This window comes from Paenibacillus xylanexedens, assembly GCF_007680605.1.
GTDB lineage: Bacteria > Bacillota > Bacilli > Paenibacillales > Paenibacillaceae > Paenibacillus > Paenibacillus xylanexedens_B.
Genome location: NZ_VEIO01000007.1, coordinates 150,250 through 171,264 on the forward strand (window position 1 = coordinate 150,250; position 21,015 = coordinate 171,264).

Genomic DNA, 21,015 nt, shown 5'->3' on the forward strand with positions numbered 1-21,015 from the left:
GTTACAAGTAGTGAAGCTTTCTTTTCAAAAAAGCATGTTGCGTATCCCGTTACGGGCTGGATGACGCTCAGTTTGAAAGCTGGGCGTTTTTTTGCGTATAACCTTCAAAAACTTTCACAAAAGTGCAAAATAGATCATGATTTCAATCAGAGGTTGGTCGGACTTCCAGTGAATGGGCTACTCAGCGTATCAGGGGTGTGGTACGATATGGGTAATTTAACCAGAACAAAATAGAAGCTATAAAGAAGTGCACATATGAATCACTCATGGCATATACGTATTTTTTAGAAATATGAGAAATCAAAGAATCACAGAACTACTAAAGTGCAAAGTAGATCCCTACTATTATTCAAAAGTATATTAACGTATGAGAGTTTCCTTGATTATCATGGAATCATTGTCGCATCCAAGAAGGAGAAGATTCGTGAACCCATTAGTGTGGTATGATCTTTCGTTATTCGTGCTATTGTTTGGTGTTGGCGTGTATGTGTTTGCTACCGTTAGAATTACGAATTTACATAAGGTATATTTTTTGTTTCACGGTTTGATGATGATGTGGCCGTTCTGTCAATTTGCGAGTACGCTTACGGATGATCCGGGCTTGCAGTTGTTTTATGTTTTGCTGTCCTTTGTGGCAGTCTCTCTGCTGGGGAGCGGGTGGCTGCTGCTGACGCTGTTTATTACCGGTTATGCGGAACGACTGAGTCAAAGGCGGCTGTTGTTGCTGTTCGTACCCGCTGTGATTGGAGCGATTGGGGTCGTTGCGAATCCATGGCATGATTTTGTCACCCCTCTGGAGGGCGGATATATCGAGCGTGCCTACGGCCCGTGGTTCTGGGTTGTGATGTTCATTTTGGTGAGCTATTTCGTTTCTTCCCTCGTCATTATGTTCCGTGCTGTATTTTCGTCCAAGACTCCCGCGATGATTCAAAAGCAGGTCAAAATTACCCTTTGGGGTATTTTCGTTCTGGCTGTATTTGCAACGCTGGATGCGATCCTTAATGTACTGCTGAGCCGCTGGCTGCCAATAATTCCGGGACTGACTTCGCTGGGCATCTTCTTGTCGGACCTGTTCTTCGTGTATGTCATCAAAAGGTACAACGTGTTCAACCTGGTCTCCATCGCCCATGAGGACGTCATTAATACGATCCCGTATGGCATTCTGGTGCTGGATGAGAACGAAGTGATTGTGGAGGTGAACAAAGCCTCTCGTTTTTTCATAGAACAACATGTGGGGGATGCCTGGGACATGGATGCATTTCTCGCAGGGGTGTCTGTGGAGGGGGATGCCCGGACGTTTCTGAACAAGTATCGTTTGAAAAAAATGGAGCTGTGCCAGATCGAAGTGATCGTGGAGAAGGATCATCAGCTCTGTCACTACATTCTGCAATCGTCTCCGATCGTGGACTCGGCGCTTGCACCGCTAGGGCATCTGCTGACGTTCCAGGATGTCTCGCAGGAGCGCTTCTATGCCAAGGCGATGAATCAGCAGTATAAGACGCTGCAAGAGCGCAATGAGGCACTGGATCTGATTCGGCAGGAGTTATCCGATGCCAACCGCAAGCTGGAAGAGCTGGTGCTGACGGACAGTCTGACGCAGTGTTATAACCGCCGTTACCTGACGCAACATCTGAATCATGAAGTGCTCACGAACCTGCAATATAAAATGCCGTTTTCCCTCATGTTACTCGATATCGACCACTTCAAAGCCATTAATGACCACTATGGTCATGTGGTTGGGGACGAAGTACTGGTGCGCACGGCAGAGGCACTTCGTCAATCTGTGCGCAGTACGGATATTTTGACCCGCTACGGCGGAGAGGAATTCATGATCTACCTGCCGCATACGGAGCATGATCTGGCGATTGATATTGCGGAGCGTGTAAGGCAGGCGGTGGAGTCCAACCGTATGGTGGTGAACCATGAGCTGGGCGATATATCCATTACGATCAGCGTCGGGATTCTATCGATTGATGATTTTGCGTATGAGGACGACGACGTGCCGGAGGATGGCGAGCGCTATTTAATTCAGCTATTTGATGCAGTGGACAAGGCGCTGTATCAGGCAAAGCAAAAAGGCCGGAACCGGGTGGAGTATGGGGTGTTGGCGCGGGGCGTGGTGTGAGAAGTAATGTGAAAAAAGAGTGGAGACAAAGTCTCCGCTCTTGGAAAGAATATGTATGATATATATGTTCAAATTAAAGTTTATCTGAAAGCTTTTTTGCATTTTCAATGGATATCAAAATTTCCTTGTTAATTCTGGTTAAAGATTCGATTTGTTCCGCATTTTGACCGCTAACTAAAGTCATATGCTCATCCAAGGCTCTTCTGTACGAAGAGTCTTCTTTGAATTTAAAAAGTTGCTCGGCAGGAACCTGAAAGCCATTCATGATCTTCTCAAGCGTCTCCAAGGAAATGTTGCGATCTCCTCGTTCAACTCCACCAATATAACTGTAATGAAGACCCGCGGCTTCAGCCAGTTGCTCCTGAGTCCAACCTTTGGCCTTTCTTAATTCACGAATTCGATTACCAACCGCTTCTGGTAAACTCATTTGATCACCTCCACTTAAGGTTAGAAGAGGATATAAAGTCATGACAGACTAACGAATATGAAATAAATTCAGCTATAACAGTACTTATTAGTACAATTTATATTGATCTTCTTTTTGTTTATCTATACAATAATTTCAAATGAGCTAATTAAAGGAGGCTTCCTTTTTTTGCGATCATCTATTCTGAAATCACTCAAACCGGACATTATTGTTGATATGCTGGATATGGCTGTTGCATTTGAAAATTGGAACAAGGTGCTGGAGACAGCGGACGTGTTGTACCAGTGTGCGCAGTGTATATATGAAGAACGGATGGAACGTCAGGAGGAAGGTGGGTCTAAACTTCATTTGCGTACGGAACGTCCATTGGTTTATTACATGGGATGGAGTCATATGAAGCGAGGTATGGCTTATCAGAAGCTGGGGCAGATCGATCAGGCGCGAGCTTGTATCCGTCAGTATGCAACATTGGGGGACATAGAGGGACTGGATGAAGCAGAGCTGCAAGTTGTGCAGGAGTTCAAACGGAAAGCCGAAATCCATCGTTATGCACTTGAGATTGAAATGGGACAGGTTGAACTGCTGGAAGGCTATGTGAACTTGTTGCTGGAGTATCCGGAGGAACGTTTGTCAGGGTTGAAGGTGATCACAGAGGCCGCGGTGCGGCAGGGGTGGCGGATTGATTTTATCATACAGATGATTGAGGAGAAGGTCGATGGGTTGGGAGTGGCGCTGGATTCATTAAACAACGATGATATGTACCATTATTGTTACCAAAGGGCTTTATATGAACAGTGGATGGGAAGGCCGCAGGAGGCGGTGGAATTTATTTTGAAGGCGATGCGTGTAGCGGACGGGCTGGGGATGGAGCGACATATTATCAAGTGTACAGCGGTATTGGAGTCGTTGCGAAAAATGGCGACGGAGGAGCAGGTTGAGCAGTATCGGGTGTTTTTGGAGGGGATAAAGTAGGGAGCGTTATTGGGTTTACTGAAAATGGTAGGATGTACTTGGATGTGGGTATATGCATATAGGACTATAGCACCGATGAGTGGTGTGTCAGATGTCGGGTTATAGGTAAATTCAGGATGTTAGCCGGATGGTTTTACATATTTCACTTCTGCTAACATAGGATAATCATATTTCAAATGAGCGGAGAAAGCGTATGAGTACAATCAAAGTGACCCCTGAACAATTACATCACGTATCAAATCAGGTGGATCAGGCGAGACAACAATTGGAGCATATCCAGGATAACCTCTCAAGGCAGATTATGTTTCTTCAGGCTGTATGGCTGGGTGTGACGCAGGAGCGATTTTATGGTGATTTTGCAAGATCACGTATCGTGTTACAGAAAGCACTGGAGAGCATGTTGTATACTTCAAAAGAGTTAACGGAGATTGCTACGCGGTTTGAGCAGGCAGATGCTGAGAAGGGCAGTCTGGGTGGTGTTATTGGTGCTGTGGGTGCGGTAGCGATGATGCAGAGCTCGGGGAGTGATGCGGGTTCGGAGGATAAAGGCTACCGGATGGCACAAGTGAATGTGTTTGGGAGACTGGTGCAGATGCCTGTGAATGAGGATGGAGTTACTGATCAGGCGGCCTTGCAGGCGTATCAAAAGGATCAGGGGCATTTGGATTTTAATCAGATGCAAGCTGTAGGGACTGAGGAATCAGGGGAGGATATTATTTCCTTGCAGATTGAAGCCTTTGAAAATCGAATTCATCCCTTCACAGGCGAACCAGTGAATGATCGATATGCACAGATGATGGTAACTTCTCTGAAATTCAGTCAGATTTTAATGGCTTTTCAGATGGTTCGCGGAAGTATGCCTGGACGTTCGGGCCCTTTTAGAACTTCATCATCCGGTTTGGCATCTAGGATAAGGGAAAGAATAGATCAAAAATTGGGGGATAATAACAAAGAAGCAGCATCGACTCCTAGAACTGTGATTAGTCCTGACATGGAGACAAAGATTTTAGAAGGACAACGAAAAGTACCTAGAAATATATTAATAGGTGGACACTCACCTAATATAAACAACAACAATAATAATTATGCTGTCGAAGTAATAAGGAATAATGCAGATGGTACGAAGTATGTACTTTTTACTAAACAATTCGAAGATGGAAATATATCAAAACTGAAGCACAGTACCCTGTTTCCAGACTGGTGGAGTGAAGGTAAAATTATTGAAAGCATAAAATCTGTTGGAGACACACCGGCAATATCATCGAGACTTAGAGATCGTGCTACTTGGCATCGGGGAAAAATTGATGGTGTAGAAATAGATGTTATCAAAGATGGTAATAACCTCAGCAGTGGTTATCCTACAGGTGAATCGAATGCTCCATACCCAGCAGGTTTTTAAATTTTATATAACGAAAGGTAACTAAATATATGTTTAGACAATTAGATCACTTACTATCAGCTGAGACGTCAGTTGACTCTTGGTATGATGACGGTTGTGTTATTGCAACAGAAATATTGGAGGATTTCCGATCTGAAGATTGGAATCTCTTATCCAGAGAAGTATTGGGGAAACCCATTGATTGGCAGAAAAAATTAGCTTACTGTCTGGACAGTACTCAAGATACTAGGGAACTCGAAGTTTTACTTTCTTTGATATCTGTCGATGACACAGAGTTAATTGAAATATGTATAGATACGTTAAGAAGTTATACTTCACCTGAGCATAAAAAAAGAATTATAAATCATCCGCTAGTAATAGAGCGTGCAAATTCTGCGCTTTCAGGCGCAGGTAATGCTACAAAAAAAATTATAGAAGATTTTCTTCGAAATATAACCGTTTGACTAGAAAATTCATAGATCTAGCATTTTTATTGAAAAGGACATGGCGGGATTACTTTGAGAAGGATCACAAAGAGAGATGGACTCATGTCTGAATTATCGTTTTATGATTGGTTGAGATTGTTCGATGTTGACGATGAGGATTTGAAGAAAGAATGCCCGAACTGCGGACATGCTGCGATCCATTTTCAATATGTTGGAGATTTACGTGTCAGGATTGGCTTCCTGGATATATGGTGTGATTCATGTATACATGGAATCCATATTTCATTTCTAGAGTCAGGGCATCTGAACATGTAAGCATGATCTACTTTGAAGATGGGGCTAAATATAAAAGAACAGTGCCTGATTTTATTCGTATAGAGCCTTCCTAAGACATTCTAAGAGGAGAGGGGGAACGATTTGGGGCCTGCATTAGCTAAAGGGATTGAGCGTTTGTCTGCGATTTCGTTTCAAATGAATAGCTTTTCTCCCCAAAACTCACATCACATACTAATCAGTGAGTATTTAAGACGTGTGATTTCATTCCTAGACAAGCTCAGCCTATTCCCAGATGGTTATCCCCTATTTAGTTTTGCCAAGATGATTGGAAGAGAGATAGATGCTGATGTGTACCGTGCTTGTCCCCAGTTGGATACACTTCGTAATGTCTATATGAAGGCCATTTGTTATAGCTATCTGGAAGTATGCGAATTAATCGATCAAGGAGTAGATGATGCGATTCAAAATGCTGATTTGCACGAGCCAGTGTTGAAATTCTTCGAACGAGGCGGGGCTTTTACTGTACGAAAGGGTGAACTGGAAGTAGGTGATGTAGCATATCCACTAATGTATTGGAGAACTCGGGTGATCCCCGTTCAAGATATTAGCGATAATTCCTTGGATCTTATAGATTGTAACGGAATGGAGGGATAGTGATGACAGTGGGGCTGTATAGATATAGCGGAGAACTATATGACCGTGAATCGGAACTAACGCTTAGTGAGAATATCTCATCTCAGGACTTTTATGATGAGCACTGGAAGAGAGCTATTCATGAACTGGACATCTTGATTATACAGGATGGCTCCGAGATTGCCTTTCATCAGCTTGAGGATGCCTTGCATGAATTGGGACGTTTGAGAGAGTGGGCTATCCAGCGATTGGTCGGACCCGATCTGGAGTATATGAAAGACAGAGTGGAGCATTTACAGCGGATTTTACCTAATGCTTTTGACAGTGAGGAAGTTATTTTGTACATATTCTAAGAGCATGGAGATTTGCTGGGGCAATACATGGGATCGGATAGTTGTAAGGAAGAAGAGGCGGGTGCATTTATGAATCGGCTTGTGAAAGGGATAGAGAGAATAAAACGTATAGACTGGAGTGTTTCTTCACGAGTAGATGATCCCTCAAACATGGCATTGGTGCAGGACTATATCCGCAGAGCAGCATTACTGATTACTACATATCATTTAGAGACATCCTACCCATTCTTCAATGCTGCTCGCGCACTTGGACATCATTCCACTTTAGATGTAATGGATCAATGTCCTCGGTTAGGCGAGTTAACGAACAGTTTTATGAAAGGAACTTGTGTAGCGTATCTAGAATGGCTGAGTTTAGTCGAGTCCGGTAATGAAGAGGCTATAAAGTTTCATGATCTGTATGAACCCCTGATACTTCTGATTGAACGAGGCGGAAGGATTAGCATGCGGCATGGTGAGATTAGAACAGGTAGATATGTCTTCCCTTTGGCAAATGCAGAATATATGTCTAAGCAGGCTCCGATAGATTTAAGTGACGAGGGACTGAGAGCATGGGGGCAGCAATAAACATCTGACGATATGTTCTGGACTCGGCTACAGGGAGAGATAAGAATGATGAACATCGACATTCTAAAGATAAAAGAATACTATGACACAGATGTACTGGAATATGATTATGCCGAGTTAATACTCAGAGGTATAAGCGAAGAGAATGCTCAGTTTCTAACCCAGATTGGTGTACCCGAGCAATATGATGATTTTTTCTTTTATAGACTGGATCAGTTCCACGACAAGGATGTCACAGGCGAGCAATACATTCAGATTGGCCACTTTGCGAGTTATGGTATGCGAGATGCTTGCGGCCTCTATCTCAAGCCAGAGAGTGACATACTTTATATGAACTCTTCTCTAGCTAAGTCCGCAGTATATGCGTTAAATAAAAATATAGAAACCTTCTTCTTATTCCATCTAATTCGTAGTGAGCTGTCTACTAAAATGAGAAGCGAAGGTACATATACCCAAGCTCATTATGCCAGCGAATTGCGCAGGTACTTTGAACAGATTGACCCTGTAGCGATGCAGAACGTTGAAGGCTACTGGTCACATCTACTTGAAGACTACGAAACAGGCTTGTAGCACATTATATGAAACAAAAAACATACCCAATCCGCCCTCGTTTGAGAGACGGATTTTTTTGTGTCCAACCAACGAAAAATATCTTGTCAAAACGTAATCATTACGATAAGATAATACTCATTGTTTAGATGATAATTATTACGATTAAAAAACATATGAATAAGAATGAGAGAGGGGCATGACCTTGTTTACGAAAAAGAAGCCTTTGCTGGCACTAATCTCCTTGGCCCTAAGTGCGGCAGTCTTACTTACCGCTTGCGGAGCATCCACATCTAGCCCGGCGGCGCAAGGCGATACCAATACGCAAGGGAATAAGAACGTTCACTTCCTATATAACTTCTCCACCAGTTCACTTGATCCGCATGTGGATTCCAGTTATGTGCCGCTGCGTGCGGGCATTACGGAAACGCTGTTACGTCTGGATGAGGACAATCTGACGGTTGCACCGTGGCTTGCCGAGAGCTGGGAGAGTAAAGACGGTCAGCACTGGACGATTAAGTTGCGCGATAATGTGACTTTCCAGAACGGCAAACCGATGACGGGGGAAGCGGTTAAAGCATCTCTGGAGCGGGCGTTGAAGGAGAACGTGGCCATCCAAAATACATTGAAGGTGGATACGATCAAAGCCGAGGGGAACAAACTGGAGATCACCACGACCGAGCCGTTCCCGGAGTTTGCATCCGAGCTGGTAAATCCGAACACGGCGATTATTGACGTTAGTGAGCCGGACATTGTGAACAAACCTGTCGGCACAGGCCCGTTCAAGCTGACTTCCTTCACGGCAGGCAGCAAGCTGGAGCTGAGCCGTTATGATGCATATTGGGACGGGGCTTCGCCGCTGGATTCCGTAACATTTTCGTTTAATGAAGATGCTAACGCACGTTCACTCGCATTAAAGTCCGGTCAAGTAGACATTGTCTACCGCCCGGAAGTAGAGAGTCTGGAATCCCTCAAAGCCATCGACGGGTTAAAAGTTGAATCCACATCTACGTTCCGCGTGCACCAGTTGACGATGAATATGCAACGGGAGAGCATCAAGGATGTGAATGTCCGCCGTGCGCTCGACGCGCTGATTGACCGCAAAGGCATTGTTGATACAATCCTGCTTGGCTATGGGGAGCCTGCCATTGGACCATTCCTGCCATCGTTGCCTTTTGCACCTAAATATACACATGCAACAACGGAGGCCGGTTCAGATGTGGCTGTAAAATATCTTGGCGAAGCTGGTTACACGCAGCAGAACGGCGTAATGAGCAAAGACGGCAAACCACTCAAGCTGACGCTGCTTACTTATTCGTCACGCGCCGATCTGCCGCTGATCGCACAGGTATTCCAATCCGATGCGAAAAAGATCGGGATCGATGTACAGATCCGTCAGATTGATACACCGGAAGAGTACATGGCTTCCAACCGGGATTGGGACATCGCTACATACAGTAATCTGACCGCTCCACGCGGTGATGCGGGTTATTATCTGAATGCGACATACCATCCGAAGGGTGCGCTGAACTTCAGCGGATCGGAAGATCCGGCACTGACCAAGATCATTGACGAACTGAACCTTACGGTTGAACCGCAGAAACGCGCGGAGCTGGCAGAGAAAGCAGCCAATTATGTACATGATAACGTGCTGAACTCCTTTGTACTGCATCCAGCAACGATTGTGGCCTACAACGGCAAGAAGGTGAAGAACTGGGTCACCACGCGCAGTGAATATTACATGATTACAAACAAGCTGGATGTGATGTAATGTTTCGCATTTTGCTTCGCAAGTTTCTGGAGGTATTTGTATTTCTGCTCTTCATTATGTTCGTGAGTTTCCTGTTCATCCGGCTTGCTCCCGGCGATCCGGTGTTAACCATCCTGAATGTTGAGGAATTATCGGTGAGCAAGGAACAAGTTGAGGCATTGCGCGAGGAGATGGGTTTTAATGACTCGCTTCCCGTGCAATTTGGCCGCTGGCTGCTTGATTTTGTACGGATGGACTTTGGTGTGTCCTACTCGACAGGCCAGCCGGTAATGCAGACACTGATGCGCGCACTGCCAGCTACAGCTGAGCTAACAATTGGAGCACTGCTAGTTATGCTGATTGTTGCTATACCGCTCGGCTCTCTTTCAGCAATTTATCGGGGTAGCTGGATCGATCAGGGCAGCCGCATCCTGTCCATTGTGGGTGCGGCTGTGCCCAGCTTCTGGCTAGGACTCATCCTGATTGATCTGTTCGGTGTGCGATTCGGCAGTCTGCCCACAATGGGACGAGACGGATTCACCTCACTTATGCTGCCATCACTGACGCTGGGACTTGCCATCTCCAGCGTTTATGTGCGTCTTTTGCGTTCCAGCTTGCTGGACTCTCTGAGTCAGGAGTTTGTGCGATCTGCCCGGGCCAGAGGGCTTTCCGAGGGTCGTATCTTCTTCCTGCATGCCTTCAGACACAGTCTGCCTCCGGTGATCACCGTATTTGGAGTTAGTCTGGGCAGTCTGATTGGCGGTGTTGTGGTAATTGAAGTGTTATTTGCTTATCCGGGGATCGGCAAGCTGGTTGTGGATGCCATTCGCCAGCGCGATTATCCATTGATTCAGGGATACATCCTGATCATGGCGGTTGTCGTGTTCCTGGTGAATACGGCGGTAGATCTGTCTTATCGCTATTTGAATCCCGAGATGAAATTGAAGGAAAGGGAGGCCCACCGATGAAAACGATGCCCCTGCGCATGCCGTCAACCAAAACAAAAAAGCACAGCTGGCAGGCCATCATCGGCATGCTGTTTGCACTGCTCGTTATCGCGGCCTCCCTGTATGCCTTTCTATATCTGAAACATGATCATACCCTCACCGACCTGCGCAGCAGGCTGCAAGGGATGAGCGCGCTTCATCCGCTGGGCACCGACCACTTGGGCCGTGATGTGCTGACACGCTTGCTTCTCGGCGGCGGCCAGACGCTTGGTTACAGCCTGCTGGCGCTCGGCGCAGCATTGCTTATCGGCATTCCGTTTGGCTTGATCGCAGGCTACAAACGCGGCTGGATCGACAAGTTATTCACGCGTATCGCGGATGCGTTTCTGGCTTTTCCGGACACCATCGTGGCGATTGTACTGAGCGGTCTGCTTGGTGCAGGCATCGGCAATCTGGTGCTGGCGATTGTTATCGTGAAATGGGTGAGTTACGCGCGTCTGGTTCGAAGCACCGTCCTATCCGAGTCGCAAAAGGATTACATCCGTGTAGCCCGAACCAACGGTCTGTCCGATGCACGAATCATGACCAAACATCTGCTACCGCATATTGCAGGTCATGTGCTGGTACTGGCTAGTCTGGATCTCGGCAAAATCATCCTGCTGATCTCATCCTTATCCTACATTGGACTAGGCGCACAGCCGCCGACACCTGAATGGGGAGCGATGCTGAATGACTCGCGTCCTTATTTCCAATCCAGACCTGAACTAATGGTCTTTCCGGGACTCGCTATTGTCTCCGTTGTGCTACTGGCGAATATGCTGGGAGACTACCTGAGAGACCGGTTCGATGTGAAAAAGGAGGTGCAGTCATGATTCTCTCCACCCAGGAGTTGAGCATCTTCAGCCGGGAGCGGACGATTGTGGACAGTGTATCCCTTGCCGTCCGCGAAGGGGAATTCATGGCGCTCGTGGGACAGAGCGGCAGTGGCAAAAGCCTGCTCTCGCAGGCGATCGGACAGCTGTTGCCGACCAACCTGCGTGCATCTGGGCGTGTTCTGTTCGAAGGCAATAACCTGCTCGAACGGAAGCCGAAGGAGATGCGTGCGCTGCGTGGACGCGATATCTCGTATATTTTTCAGGACTATCAGGGAGCATTTACCCCTTTTCGCAGCATTGGCGGACACTTTGATGAATACCAGAAGGTGCATGGAGAGAAGTCTGCAACGATCCGTAAAAAGCGTGCCGCAGAAGCACTGGAGTCTGTTGGACTCAGCCCGGAGCTTCTTCGCCGCTATCCGTTTCAGCTGAGCGGGGGTCAGCTACAGCGTGCCTCCATTGCTACTTCACTTATGCTCTCACCACGGTTGCTCATTGCCGATGAAGCAACGACAGCGCTGGATAGCATGTCCACGCATCGCGTATTGGAACTGCTCACACGCAAGCAAGCCGAGACGGGCTGTGCAATCCTGTTCATTACGCATGATTGGCGGCATGTGCGCCGATATGCAAATCGCTTGTCTGTCATGAAAGAAGGGCAGATCGTAGAATCGGGCGGCAAACACCGGATTCTGGATCATCCCCAGCATGAATATACACGCCAATTGATTGAAGCAGCGCCTGTATTGAGTAATGAATTGAAGTCTGGTTTGAAGGAGGTGGGCGCGGAGTGAGAAGCCAAGCCAGCCAAGTCGTGTTACGTGTGGAACAGCTCACCCGTACCTATGCTGGTGCGGAACACCCAGCCATCAACGGTATCTCCTTCACCCTGAATCGCGGCGAATGCCTGGGTCTTGTCGGAGAGAGCGGCTGTGGCAAAAGCACGCTGGCCCGCTGTCTACTTCGCATCGAGGATGCGGATCGTGGCTCGATCCAGCTTGGCGGGCAGGATATCGCCCGGCTGGATGGACGCCGTTTGCGACCACACCGTCGCAAAATTCAGATTGTTTTCCAGAATCCTTCGGCTGCATTGAATCCGAAGCTTACCATTGGCGCATCTTTGATCGACCCCTATGAGCAGCTAGGCCGGGATGCCAGCCTCGCGCACTTCACTTATACATCGAAGGAAGCTTACATCCGCCAGCTGTTAGAGGCCGTAGAGCTTCCGAGTGAATTGGCGAGCCGCTATCCGCATGAGCTGAGCGGCGGGCAGCGACAGCGTGTTACGATTGCGCGGGCCATCGGCATAGAACCGGATGTCGTTGTCTTGGATGAGCCGACTGCCAGTCTGGACGTCATCTCACAGGGAGCGATTTTGCAACTACTCACTCATTTACGTACTTCACTTGGCCTGTCCTATCTGTTCATTTCACATGATCTGGCGGCGGTGCACCGGATGAGCCAGCGGATTATCGTCATGCAATCCGGGCAGATCGTAGACCGGTTTGGCGCGGATGCGTTGTTCGCCGGGGAACGCCACCCGTATACGAAGGAACTGATCTCGATATTCTGAGGACGTGGCGTGTATGAGCGTGTGGACTGACTTCTTTCTATAATAAGAGCCGTTATGCGAAGGTTATGAAGCATGCGGCTCTTTATGCACTCTTTTTCACAGAGCATCATAGGCTTTAAAAACAGAGTCCTTTACCGCGCAATGAAGAGTTCCTTCTTTGTAATGAACAAATAAATCTTTCAGGCCTATAACCGGGCTAACGAACCGCGGCAAACTAGCGTATACTGAGGGAATAGCAAATATCTTGAAATTGCATATTTAAATTGCTCAATATTATTGATACACTAGTTCAAGGTTATATTCATTCAGACAAGGCGTGAACCCTCGAAGAGTGGGCTTGCGGCCAATGCCAAATCGATAACGCTTACATCCTTTTGGCAAATATAGGATATAAGGACGGTAGACATGAGCCAGGGACAAACGAGTACAGATGTAATCTTGATCGGTGCCGGAATTATGAGTGCAACTTTGGGAACTTTGCTTAAAGAATTGGCACCAGACTGGAATATTAAGGTTTTTGAGAAGCTTGCCACGGCAGGAGAAGAAAGCTCGAATGAGTGGAATAATGCCGGAACCGGGCATGCTGCGCTGTGCGAACTTAACTATACTGTTGAACGACCAGACAAAACCGTAGATATTAGTAAAGCCATTAAGGTGAACGAGCAATTCCAGGTTTCCAAGCAATTTTGGTCCTATCTGGTGAACAGTCGTCTGATTCGGAATCCGAGGGACTTCATTATGCCGATTCCTCACCTCAGTTACGTGCATGGCGAGAGTAATGTGCAGTTTCTGAAAAGACGGTACGACACCTTGTCAAATCATCCGCTGTTCGCAGGCATGGATTTCTCGGACAACCGGGAGGAGCTGGCGAAGTGGATGCCGCTGATGATGAAAGAACGTACAAGCAACGAGCCGGTTGCGGCGACCAAGATTGACTCCGGTACGGACGTTAACTTTGGTGCTTTAACGCGTATGCTACTGAAACATCTGCAGGAACAAAAGGTGGAAGTCCACTATAAACATAGCGTGAAGAACATTAAACGCAAGAGTGATAAGTCATGGGAATTGACTGTGAAAAATCTGACAAGCGGAGCCGTTGAACGTCATCGGGCGAAATTCGTCTTCATCGGTGCGGGCGGCGGAAGTCTGCATCTGCTCCAGAAGTCCGGCATTCCGGAAGGTAAACATATCGGGGGATTCCCGGTAAGCGGGATCTTCATGGTGTGCAAAAATCCAAAAGTCGTGGAACAGCATCATGCCAAAGTATATGGCAAAGCTTCCGTAGGTGCTCCGCCGATGTCAGTACCACATCTGGATACACGTTACATCGACAACCAGAAGTCGCTGCTGTTTGGGCCATTCGCCGGTTTCTCGCCGAAGTTCTTGAAAACCGGATCGAATGCAGACCTCATTGCTTCGGTGAAACTGCATAACCTCTTAACGATGCTTGCGGCGGGTGTGAAGGAGCTCTCACTCACCAAATACCTTATTCAACAGCTCATGTTAACCAAGGAACAGCGCATGAAGGAATTGCGTGATTTCGTGCCGAGTGCGAAGAGCGAGGATTGGGATATGGTGCTGGCCGGTCAACGTGTGCAGGTCATCAAGGACACGGTTCAGGGCGGCAAAGGCACGCTGCAGTTCGGAACGGAAGTCGTAACTGCGGCAGATGGCTCCATTGCGGCACTGCTAGGCGCATCGCCGGGTGCTTCGACGGCGGTTCAAGTTATGCTGGAGATTCTGGAGCGTTGTTTCCCGCAGCATATCAAGGAATGGGAACCAAAGATCAAAGAGATGATCCCGTCTTACGGCATCTCGCTTGCAGAGAATCTCGATCTATTACGCGAGGTGAATCTGTCTACGGCGAAATCGCTGGGATTGTCGGATGAGAAGCAAGCATTGCATGTGTAATGAATAAAGTGCTTCATGAAGCCAAAAAGTGAAGCAAGCAAAAGGGCAACAATATAAAAAGTAAAAAAAGCTGAGTCCGGATTAAATCCAGGCCCAGCTTTTTGTGTTTTAGTTTTTCCCTTCTTAACTTAAAACGAATCCAACTCTGCTTGATCAGGAATAAAAAAGGAAACCTTCGTCCCTTGCCCAGGAGAGCTGACGATCGTCAATCCTTGTCCATAGAGCTGATTCAAGCGCCGATGGGTATTGGTCAACCCGATGCCTCCAGGCTTTAGCGGATTCGGTTTAGGCCATGCGAGTGCTTGTTCGATCTGTTCCGGCTGCATGCCTGAGCCGTTATCTTCAATCTCGATCAGTGTGCCCGCGGTTTGGGCGACGATGTGAATCCATACCGTCCCGCCTTCCACTTGGCTGAGGACACCATGGCGAACGGCATTTTCAATCAGCGGTTGGATGGTTAGCGGAGGGAGCATCACGTCGATATCTTCTGGAATGTCCCAAACTACGTTTAATCGTTCCGCGAATCGTTCCTTCTCAATGTAGAGATAGGCTTTCGAAAGGTCAATCTCATGAGTGATCTCTACCATTTTCTCCGAATTCACAAAGTGGAAGCTGGTCTGCAAATATTCGATAAAAGCATCCCCCAGACGCTGCATTCGATCCGTATCGATCTCACTCAGCATCATAATGGAATTGAGTGTGTTAAACAGGAAGTGCGGCTGGATCTGTGCCTGCAAATAAGCGGCTTCCATCCGCAATCTCTCATCAATCGATTGTTTCAACACAATCAATGAACCAATGCGATGTCTCAGCTCTACAGCGTCAACAGGCTTGGTCACATAATCAGTAGCACCGGCCATGAATCCGGCATAAATATCAGCAGGTTCGTTCCTGGCCGTTAACAACAGAATAGGAAGCTCCGATACGGAATAACGTTTACGCACGCTCTCTGTCAGTTCGTAACCGGACATATGAGGCATCATCACATCCGCAATTAATAAATCCCATGACTGCGTATTCAGAAGTTCAAGTGCTTCTAACGCTGAAGTGGCCGGTTGTATATCATAGGGTTCATTCGACAGCATCGAGATGAGTACACGTAAGTTGACCGGATCATCATCGACAGCAAGAATGCGAGCAGTGGTTTTCCCTGGTATGACGGGATTCACGGGATGTTGCTCTTCATCTAGGCTCACAGCAACCTCACTCAAATGATGGACACCCCATCTCGACTGCTCCGTCTGATCGGTCTGTTGGTATAATGCAGGTGTATCTTCTCGCGGCAACAAAACTTGAAAAGTAGATCCTTGTCCAAGCACGGACTGCACAGTGAGTGCACCGCCGTGAAGCTCTGTGAGCTGTTTACTAATGCTTAACCCCAGCCCAATTCCCCCACTCAAACGTGCTTGAGTAGTACCTTGCTCATAAGCTTCAAATATTCGTTCTTGTAACTCCTCGCTGATTCCCGTACCCGTATCCGATACTTGCATAATGACGCTATGTTCATCTGCTCTGACCGATATCGTAATGGTGCCCTCATCCGTGAATTTGAGCGCATTATGCAGCAGATTGTACAGGATCTGAACAAGCCGTCTCTCATCCGCCTGAACAAGCGGTAATCCATCGGGAGTATCCACGATGATCTGGACTCGCTTGCCCTCCGCCATAAATCGGAACATACCAATGACGCCGGATATGACGGAGGCGAGGGATAACGGTTTTTTCTGCAATATGATGCGTTTTTCCCTCAGGCGAATGACATCCAGAAGGTCATCAATTAATTGCGACATCTGTCTTCCGATGTTCACTAACAGCTTCATGTCTTCTGTATGCTGTCCTCCGGATTTACGCTGTTCGCGCACCGCAATGCTTTCGGCGATGTTAATAATCCCATGCAGGGGAGTGCGCAGTTCATGCGCGGTGTTCACCAGGAATTGATCTTTTTGCTGGTCCTCCACTTTGAGCTGTTCATACAGTTTCTCAATTTCAGTGGCATTGCGGAAATATTTCCTGAACCAGTAGGCTGCAAAGCCAAATATGGCTGCAATGACATCGATCGGATAATACACATTGGTGATTTCGTTGTGTGAGTTCACGATTCCCCACAGCACACTGGAAAAACTGCTCATTGCAGCAAAGAGCAAAAAGCTCGCATCGCTTTGTTTGGCTGCAGCCATTTTGAAGAACAGGAACACAGACCAACCAATGGCGAACAAATACAGAAAATCAGGGATCTGAGTATGAAGTGCTTGGTACACAAGCGTTACGGGAGCAATGAGCAAAAATAATAGATATCCTCCTACAACGCCGGCATATGCAAGAAAGAGCTTTCGCCCATGATTCGGATTCGCAAAACTTCTGGCCAGCATAAGAAGGAAAAGCGCAAATGAAACATATGAAATAGCTTTGGCTTTAACCATCCAGGTGAAATTTAAGGGCAGCCAGCTTAATAACAGATTGTCATGGTCAGAGACAACCGTTAAGGCTGTTGCCAGTATTAACAATGAGAACGTGAGCAGTGCTCGCTGCTTCCGGATAAACAGAAACATGACAAAGGCATATAGGCTGTGCAGAAGCAGTATGGCAAACGTGATTTTCTGCAAATCAATCGATAGCCCCCGTTCACTTCCAATGGCTTCAGGAGAACCCAAGTATAGAGAACGCGTAATGCCTCCACTGAATGGGTCGTCGAAATTGGCTGTCTGCACAAGTAGAGTAAGTTCGCTTGTCTTGTCGAGTGCATAGGAAGTTACAAATGCAGTCCTTTCTGGTTGGTAGCTTTGGGCATTGCTAGCAGGTTGACCAAACTTGGCAACAATCGTTCCGTTGATCTCGATGATGGATGAGGTTTGAATTTTCTGAGCCCAGAGGGATATATCCTTCACCGAAGGGTCTAACAGTATGCGAAGCTGGTACGTTCCATATCCGAACGACGATGTAGAGCGTGATTGTAACGCATTACGCCAGTCGCCCGGCACTTGGACCCAGGTGGAAGGTGTGTCTGGCCCCATATCAGAACCCGTTTCTGAATCCGTATTTGCATCCTCTCCGCCAGAGATCAATGCATGGGGTGTGAACTTCCATTCTCCATCCAGAGAGATTGGTGAAGCATTGGCAAGATCCCAACCGCGAAGATCCAACACACCTCGAACGGGTTCTGGATGATCCGGTATAGCAAAAGAGGCGGACCATATCCAGCGAAAGCTAAGTAAAATGGTTAAAAAGACAAGAGACAACACGACATATCTAGGTATTTTCAACTTTGTTATTGGTTTCATGGCAGATTTTAATTTCGACACGTTTCGTCTAACTCCTGCACCGTCGGGTTCGATGAGAGTCCTTTTTTTATTTGGAATTTTAGACGTATTACCAAATTGATAGCGTTCGCAATCCAAAGTTTATGGTAAAATTATTGATTAATGGATCATCAAGTGAGTCGGAGGGCTGTGCATATGAGAGTGATTTTGGTAGATGATGAAAATCTCGCTCTGAGCAGGTTAAATAAATTGTTAGTCGAGAGAGACGATTGCGAGGTCATCGGTACTTTTTTGAAAGCAGAAGAAGCGATAGAGCAAATCAAGCAACATCTGCCTGACCTCGTTTTCATGGATATTGAGATGCCGGGTATGAATGGAATCGAAGCAACTGAGCGAATTCATGAGGTATCTCCAAGAACGGAAGTTATTTTCACAACGGCCTATAACGAACATGCACTGACGGCTTACGGGCTTGAAGTGCTGGATTATATTATGAAACCCGTAACACGGAATCGTTTGGATAAAACGATGAAGATGTATCAGCGCAGAGCTGTACCGGCACAGATGGACGTGATCGAAGACGCAGCAGAGCAAGGAATGGTAATTCACTGCTTAGGCATGCTTCAGGTGCAGTTGCATCCGAATGAAGCGCCCAAACACCTGAAGTTTAGAACGACCAAAATCAGAGAACTATTCGCGTATTTGCTCCATCATCGCAATAAACCGATCAAGCGTGACACCCTGCTTGAGCTGTTATGGCCGGAGCTCGATGAGAGGAGAGGTATAACGAACCTGCACAGCGGTATTCATCGCTTACGCGGTATGCTGAACGAATTCGTGGGTGAGGACCGGATTTCGGTACGCTATCAACAATTCGGTTATCTATTGGAAACGGGTGAACTCCGGATTGATGCGGAAGAGTGGGAGAACCGTCTTAACCGATTACCTTCATTATCGTCCTCTACACTTGCTGAGTATCGATATGTTTCGGATCAATATGAAGGCAAGTATTTCGGTGAGGATGATTACGCATGGGCGGAGCTGGAACGTCAGCGATTGCATGCGCTCTGGCAGAATCATGCGTTGAAGCTGGCGCAATACTACATTGAATCGGGACACCCCAATGAAGCTCTAATGTTGTACCACCAGATGCAGCAATTTGATCCGATGATGGAGGAGGTCAGCCTTTCTTTGATGAAGTTGTATGATCGGTTAGGCAATAAAGACCCGGTGGTTGCTCAGTATCATCAGTTGGCAGCAGCATTACAACAAGAGGCAGGAGTAGATCCTGGTCCCGAAGTGGAATCATGGTATCAGGAATGGAAAACTCGAAATATGTGAGCATCTGCTTATTAGGATATATGGCGTATGAAAAATAAACGTGTGGTACCTTGTGACAGCCTCATGAATGAGGCTGTTTTTTTATGCTAATAAGACTGCCAAGAGCATTTGTTACCCATTGTATCTCGTTGTATGGATACTACAGAAACCATTCCCTAGCCTTTTCATCAAAGAATCGGGTCACCTCGGGATACTCGTTCAGATCAATATTTTGCTGGCGTATGATCTTCTGTAGAAAGATGGTATCTGTGAACATTTTGCTGATGATAATACTGCATTCCTTAGGGTTATCCTTGAAAGCGTCTATGAGTACCCGAATCTCGTTAAAATCAAAAAACAGAATATATGAAGCGTAATTTTGAAGCAGCACTGTTAAACAGTAATCACGATATGAACTGGAGTTCTCCGAAGCACCCTCGGCGGCAACTCCCAATGTATCCGCATTGGCATCGGTATCGGTATCAGTGTCACTATTCGCTTTAGTACCAGCACCTGCATTGGTTTCAAGCGACACATCCATCATGGCATCAGCGAGCAGATCTCTAATGATCTGGCAAAATGCATAAGGATCATCCTTGTACAGCTTGAGCATTCCATCCACGTCGTTAATGAGTTCAATGACTGGCTCCAAACCTTTTACAGAAGGGATGATTAACTTGGGGGAACGGCCCTCGATAACCTGTAACAGTTCCAGAGTTAATGCTTTGCAGGCTTGAATCTCTTCTGCTGAGATCATGATTTGATCCGCGTATTCGTCGCGATGTGTGGTGTAGTGATCGTAATAAGTAGCGAAATAATCCTTGAGTGGAATGCCCGTTTTGCTATGAATCAAACGTTGTTGATCCCATGAGCAAGCGTATAAAGTCTCATCATTCACCGGATGAGCGTAGAGATAGATAAAGAAGAAAAAATCGCGCAGCGACTGCTTCTGTGCAACGTTTAAACAAGTTGTGTCATGCAGATGGGACAGCTGGAGGAAGCTATATTTTTTCATCACATCATTCATCTCGCTGTAGGTGTTGTGTGTGTTGATGGACAGTGTGCTATTAATCGTGAACAACAGGTAGTATAGAATCATCTCATCATATACATTAAGTTGCTCAAACGTTTCAGCTAATACGGGCTTCCAGTCCGGCTTTGATCCATAGTAGGGGTCTTTCGGGCGTAATCGGACGATCCAGCCTGAGAAGGTTTCCTCCGGGTGATCATTAAAGAATAAAGCTACACTGTCATCCTCATATTGACCAAATGCCATTATCATGTCACCATCTACGGATTCCAAAGGGAGAGAGAACTTCATACGAATATAATCATTATATAAAGTGTGGAGTTTCATTTTCAGATAACCTCATTTCAAAAATAAGTATTGAACCCTATTCGACAGCTATTTGAATACTCCTTCCATATAAATCATGTCGTAATACTTTCGCCCTGCTCATGGATGCCAAAATCTGAGATGATGAGTTCACCAAAGGTTCGGGTGACGAACTTCGGCACTTCGAACTCTTGGCCTTCAGGCTATGGCGATCCTTCCTTCTACACATCATTGGAGATTCTAGGGTCGCCGCTCTCCTGAAGATTTCCAATCAGAGAGGAGGCGTCCAGGCTATCATATTCCTTCCTTCTCAAGCTAAC

18 protein-coding genes are annotated in these 21,015 nt (G+C 46.7%); 15 read left to right on the top strand and 3 right to left on the bottom strand.

Going from position 1 to position 21,015, the window contains the following annotated elements:
• The first annotated feature begins 424 nt into the window (after positions 1–424).
• Complete coding sequence (locus tag FS818_RS23255; RefSeq protein WP_145335129.1) at positions 425–2,125, top strand: histidine kinase N-terminal 7TM domain-containing diguanylate cyclase; 1,701 nt, start codon at positions 425–427, stop codon at positions 2,123–2,125.
• Between the two features lie 73 nt (positions 2,126–2,198).
• Here the strand turns inward: FS818_RS23255 and FS818_RS23260 are convergent, their stop codons facing one another.
• Complete coding sequence (locus tag FS818_RS23260; protein ID WP_145335131.1) at positions 2,199–2,552, bottom strand: helix-turn-helix domain-containing protein; 354 nt, start codon at positions 2,550–2,552, stop codon at positions 2,199–2,201.
• A gap of 168 nt (positions 2,553–2,720) precedes the next feature.
• Here FS818_RS23260 and FS818_RS23265 point away from each other — a divergent pair, with 168 nt between their 5' ends.
• The 13 genes from FS818_RS23265 to FS818_RS23325 all read left to right on the top strand — a co-directional run bounded on the left by FS818_RS23265 (position 2,721) and on the right by FS818_RS23325 (position 14,782).
• The gene (locus FS818_RS23265) at positions 2,721–3,524 is read left to right on the top strand and encodes a DNA-binding protein (protein ID WP_145335133.1); all 804 of its coding nucleotides are present in this window, start codon (positions 2,721–2,723) and stop codon (positions 3,522–3,524) included.
• A gap of 193 nt (positions 3,525–3,717) precedes the next feature.
• Entirely contained in the window at positions 3,718–4,923 is a 1,206-nt protein-coding gene (locus tag FS818_RS23270; RefSeq protein ID WP_145335135.1) for a WXG100 family type VII secretion target, read from the top strand.
• Positions 4,924–4,952: 29 nt separating this feature from the next.
• Positions 4,953–5,366 (top strand): hypothetical protein, encoded by a 414-nt coding sequence (locus FS818_RS23275; RefSeq protein ID WP_145335137.1) that lies wholly within the window; start codon positions 4,953–4,955, stop codon positions 5,364–5,366.
• A gap of 399 nt (positions 5,367–5,765) precedes the next feature.
• Positions 5,766–6,278, top strand: coding sequence for a hypothetical protein (locus FS818_RS23280; RefSeq protein ID WP_145335139.1), 513 nt, complete (start codon positions 5,766–5,768; stop codon positions 6,276–6,278).
• Between the two features lie 2 nt (positions 6,279–6,280).
• Entirely contained in the window at positions 6,281–6,610 is a 330-nt protein-coding gene (locus FS818_RS23285) for a hypothetical protein (protein WP_145335141.1), read from the top strand.
• 69 nt (positions 6,611–6,679) lie between these two features.
• The gene (locus tag FS818_RS23290) at positions 6,680–7,177 is read left to right on the top strand and encodes a hypothetical protein (protein ID WP_145335143.1); all 498 of its coding nucleotides are present in this window, start codon (positions 6,680–6,682) and stop codon (positions 7,175–7,177) included.
• A gap of 48 nt (positions 7,178–7,225) precedes the next feature.
• Positions 7,226–7,747, top strand: coding sequence for an SUKH-4 family immunity protein (locus FS818_RS23295; RefSeq protein ID WP_145335145.1), 522 nt, complete (start codon positions 7,226–7,228; stop codon positions 7,745–7,747).
• Between the two features lie 178 nt (positions 7,748–7,925).
• On the top strand, positions 7,926–9,497 hold the full coding sequence (gene nikA, locus FS818_RS23300; protein ID WP_145335147.1) for a nickel ABC transporter substrate-binding protein: 1,572 nt from the start codon (positions 7,926–7,928) through the stop codon (positions 9,495–9,497).
• Positions 9,497–10,444 carry a nickel ABC transporter permease gene (nikB, locus tag FS818_RS23305; protein ID WP_145335149.1) on the top strand — a complete coding sequence of 316 codons (948 nt, stop codon included), beginning with the start codon at positions 9,497–9,499 and terminating at the stop codon, positions 10,442–10,444. The genes nikA and nikB overlap by 1 nt, the downstream gene beginning before the upstream one ends.
• Positions 10,441–11,295: a nickel transporter permease gene (gene nikC, locus FS818_RS23310; RefSeq protein WP_145335151.1), complete on the top strand. Its 855-nt coding sequence runs from the start codon at positions 10,441–10,443 to the stop codon at positions 11,293–11,295. Before nikB ends, nikC begins: the two co-directional genes overlap by 4 nt.
• Positions 11,292–12,092: an ABC transporter ATP-binding protein gene (locus tag FS818_RS23315; RefSeq protein WP_145335153.1), complete on the top strand. Its 801-nt coding sequence runs from the start codon at positions 11,292–11,294 to the stop codon at positions 12,090–12,092. Before nikC ends, FS818_RS23315 begins: the two co-directional genes overlap by 4 nt.
• Positions 12,089–12,871 (top strand): ABC transporter ATP-binding protein, encoded by a 783-nt coding sequence (locus FS818_RS23320; RefSeq protein WP_145335155.1) that lies wholly within the window; start codon positions 12,089–12,091, stop codon positions 12,869–12,871. The genes FS818_RS23315 and FS818_RS23320 overlap by 4 nt, the downstream gene beginning before the upstream one ends.
• 405 nt (positions 12,872–13,276) lie before the next feature.
• Positions 13,277–14,782: a malate:quinone oxidoreductase gene (locus tag FS818_RS23325; protein WP_145335157.1), complete on the top strand. Its 1,506-nt coding sequence runs from the start codon at positions 13,277–13,279 to the stop codon at positions 14,780–14,782.
• Positions 14,783–14,910: 128 nt separating this feature from the next.
• Here FS818_RS23325 and FS818_RS23330 read toward each other — a convergent pair whose 3' ends face one another.
• On the bottom strand, positions 14,911–18,081 hold the full coding sequence (locus FS818_RS23330; protein ID WP_313960483.1) for a hybrid sensor histidine kinase/response regulator: 3,171 nt from the start codon (positions 18,079–18,081) through the stop codon (positions 14,911–14,913).
• Between the two features lie 153 nt (positions 18,082–18,234).
• On the opposite strand from FS818_RS23330, the gene FS818_RS23335 reads away from it, so the two are divergent.
• Positions 18,235–19,380 carry a response regulator gene (locus tag FS818_RS23335; RefSeq protein ID WP_145335159.1) on the top strand — a complete coding sequence of 382 codons (1,146 nt, stop codon included), beginning with the start codon at positions 18,235–18,237 and terminating at the stop codon, positions 19,378–19,380.
• 139 nt (positions 19,381–19,519) lie between these two features.
• Here the strand turns inward: FS818_RS23335 and FS818_RS23340 are convergent, their stop codons facing one another.
• On the bottom strand, positions 19,520–20,635 hold the full coding sequence (locus FS818_RS23340; protein WP_145414572.1) for a hypothetical protein: 1,116 nt from the start codon (positions 20,633–20,635) through the stop codon (positions 19,520–19,522).
• Between the last annotated feature and the right edge of the window lie 380 nt (positions 20,636–21,015).

What these genes read in the sequence shown, in the direction of transcription:
- FS818_RS23260 (WP_145335131.1), bottom strand. Translation starts at nt 2,552, where the DNA reads ATGAGTTTACCAGAAGCGGTTGGTAATCGAATTCGTGAATTAAGAAAG.
- FS818_RS23270 (WP_145335135.1), top strand. Translation starts at nt 3,718, where the DNA reads ATGAGTACAATCAAAGTGACCCCTGAACAATTACATCACGTATCAAAT.
- FS818_RS23275 (WP_145335137.1), top strand. Translation starts at nt 4,953, where the DNA reads ATGTTTAGACAATTAGATCACTTACTATCAGCTGAGACGTCAGTTGAC.
- FS818_RS23285 (WP_145335141.1), top strand. Translation starts at nt 6,281, where the DNA reads ATGACAGTGGGGCTGTATAGATATAGCGGAGAACTATATGACCGTGAA.
- FS818_RS23290 (WP_145335143.1), top strand. Translation starts at nt 6,680, where the DNA reads ATGAATCGGCTTGTGAAAGGGATAGAGAGAATAAAACGTATAGACTGG.
- FS818_RS23295 (WP_145335145.1), top strand. Translation starts at nt 7,226, where the DNA reads ATGAACATCGACATTCTAAAGATAAAAGAATACTATGACACAGATGTA.
- nikA (WP_145335147.1), top strand. Translation starts at nt 7,926, where the DNA reads ATGACCTTGTTTACGAAAAAGAAGCCTTTGCTGGCACTAATCTCCTTG.
- nikB (WP_145335149.1), top strand. Translation starts at nt 9,497, where the DNA reads ATGTTTCGCATTTTGCTTCGCAAGTTTCTGGAGGTATTTGTATTTCTG.
- nikC (WP_145335151.1), top strand. Translation starts at nt 10,441, where the DNA reads ATGAAAACGATGCCCCTGCGCATGCCGTCAACCAAAACAAAAAAGCAC.
- FS818_RS23315 (WP_145335153.1), top strand. Translation starts at nt 11,292, where the DNA reads ATGATTCTCTCCACCCAGGAGTTGAGCATCTTCAGCCGGGAGCGGACG.
- FS818_RS23325 (WP_145335157.1), top strand. Translation starts at nt 13,277, where the DNA reads ATGAGCCAGGGACAAACGAGTACAGATGTAATCTTGATCGGTGCCGGA.
- FS818_RS23335 (WP_145335159.1), top strand. Translation starts at nt 18,235, where the DNA reads ATGAGAGTGATTTTGGTAGATGATGAAAATCTCGCTCTGAGCAGGTTA.
- FS818_RS23340 (WP_145414572.1), bottom strand. Translation starts at nt 20,635, where the DNA reads ATGGCATTTGGTCAATATGAGGATGACAGTGTAGCTTTATTCTTTAAT.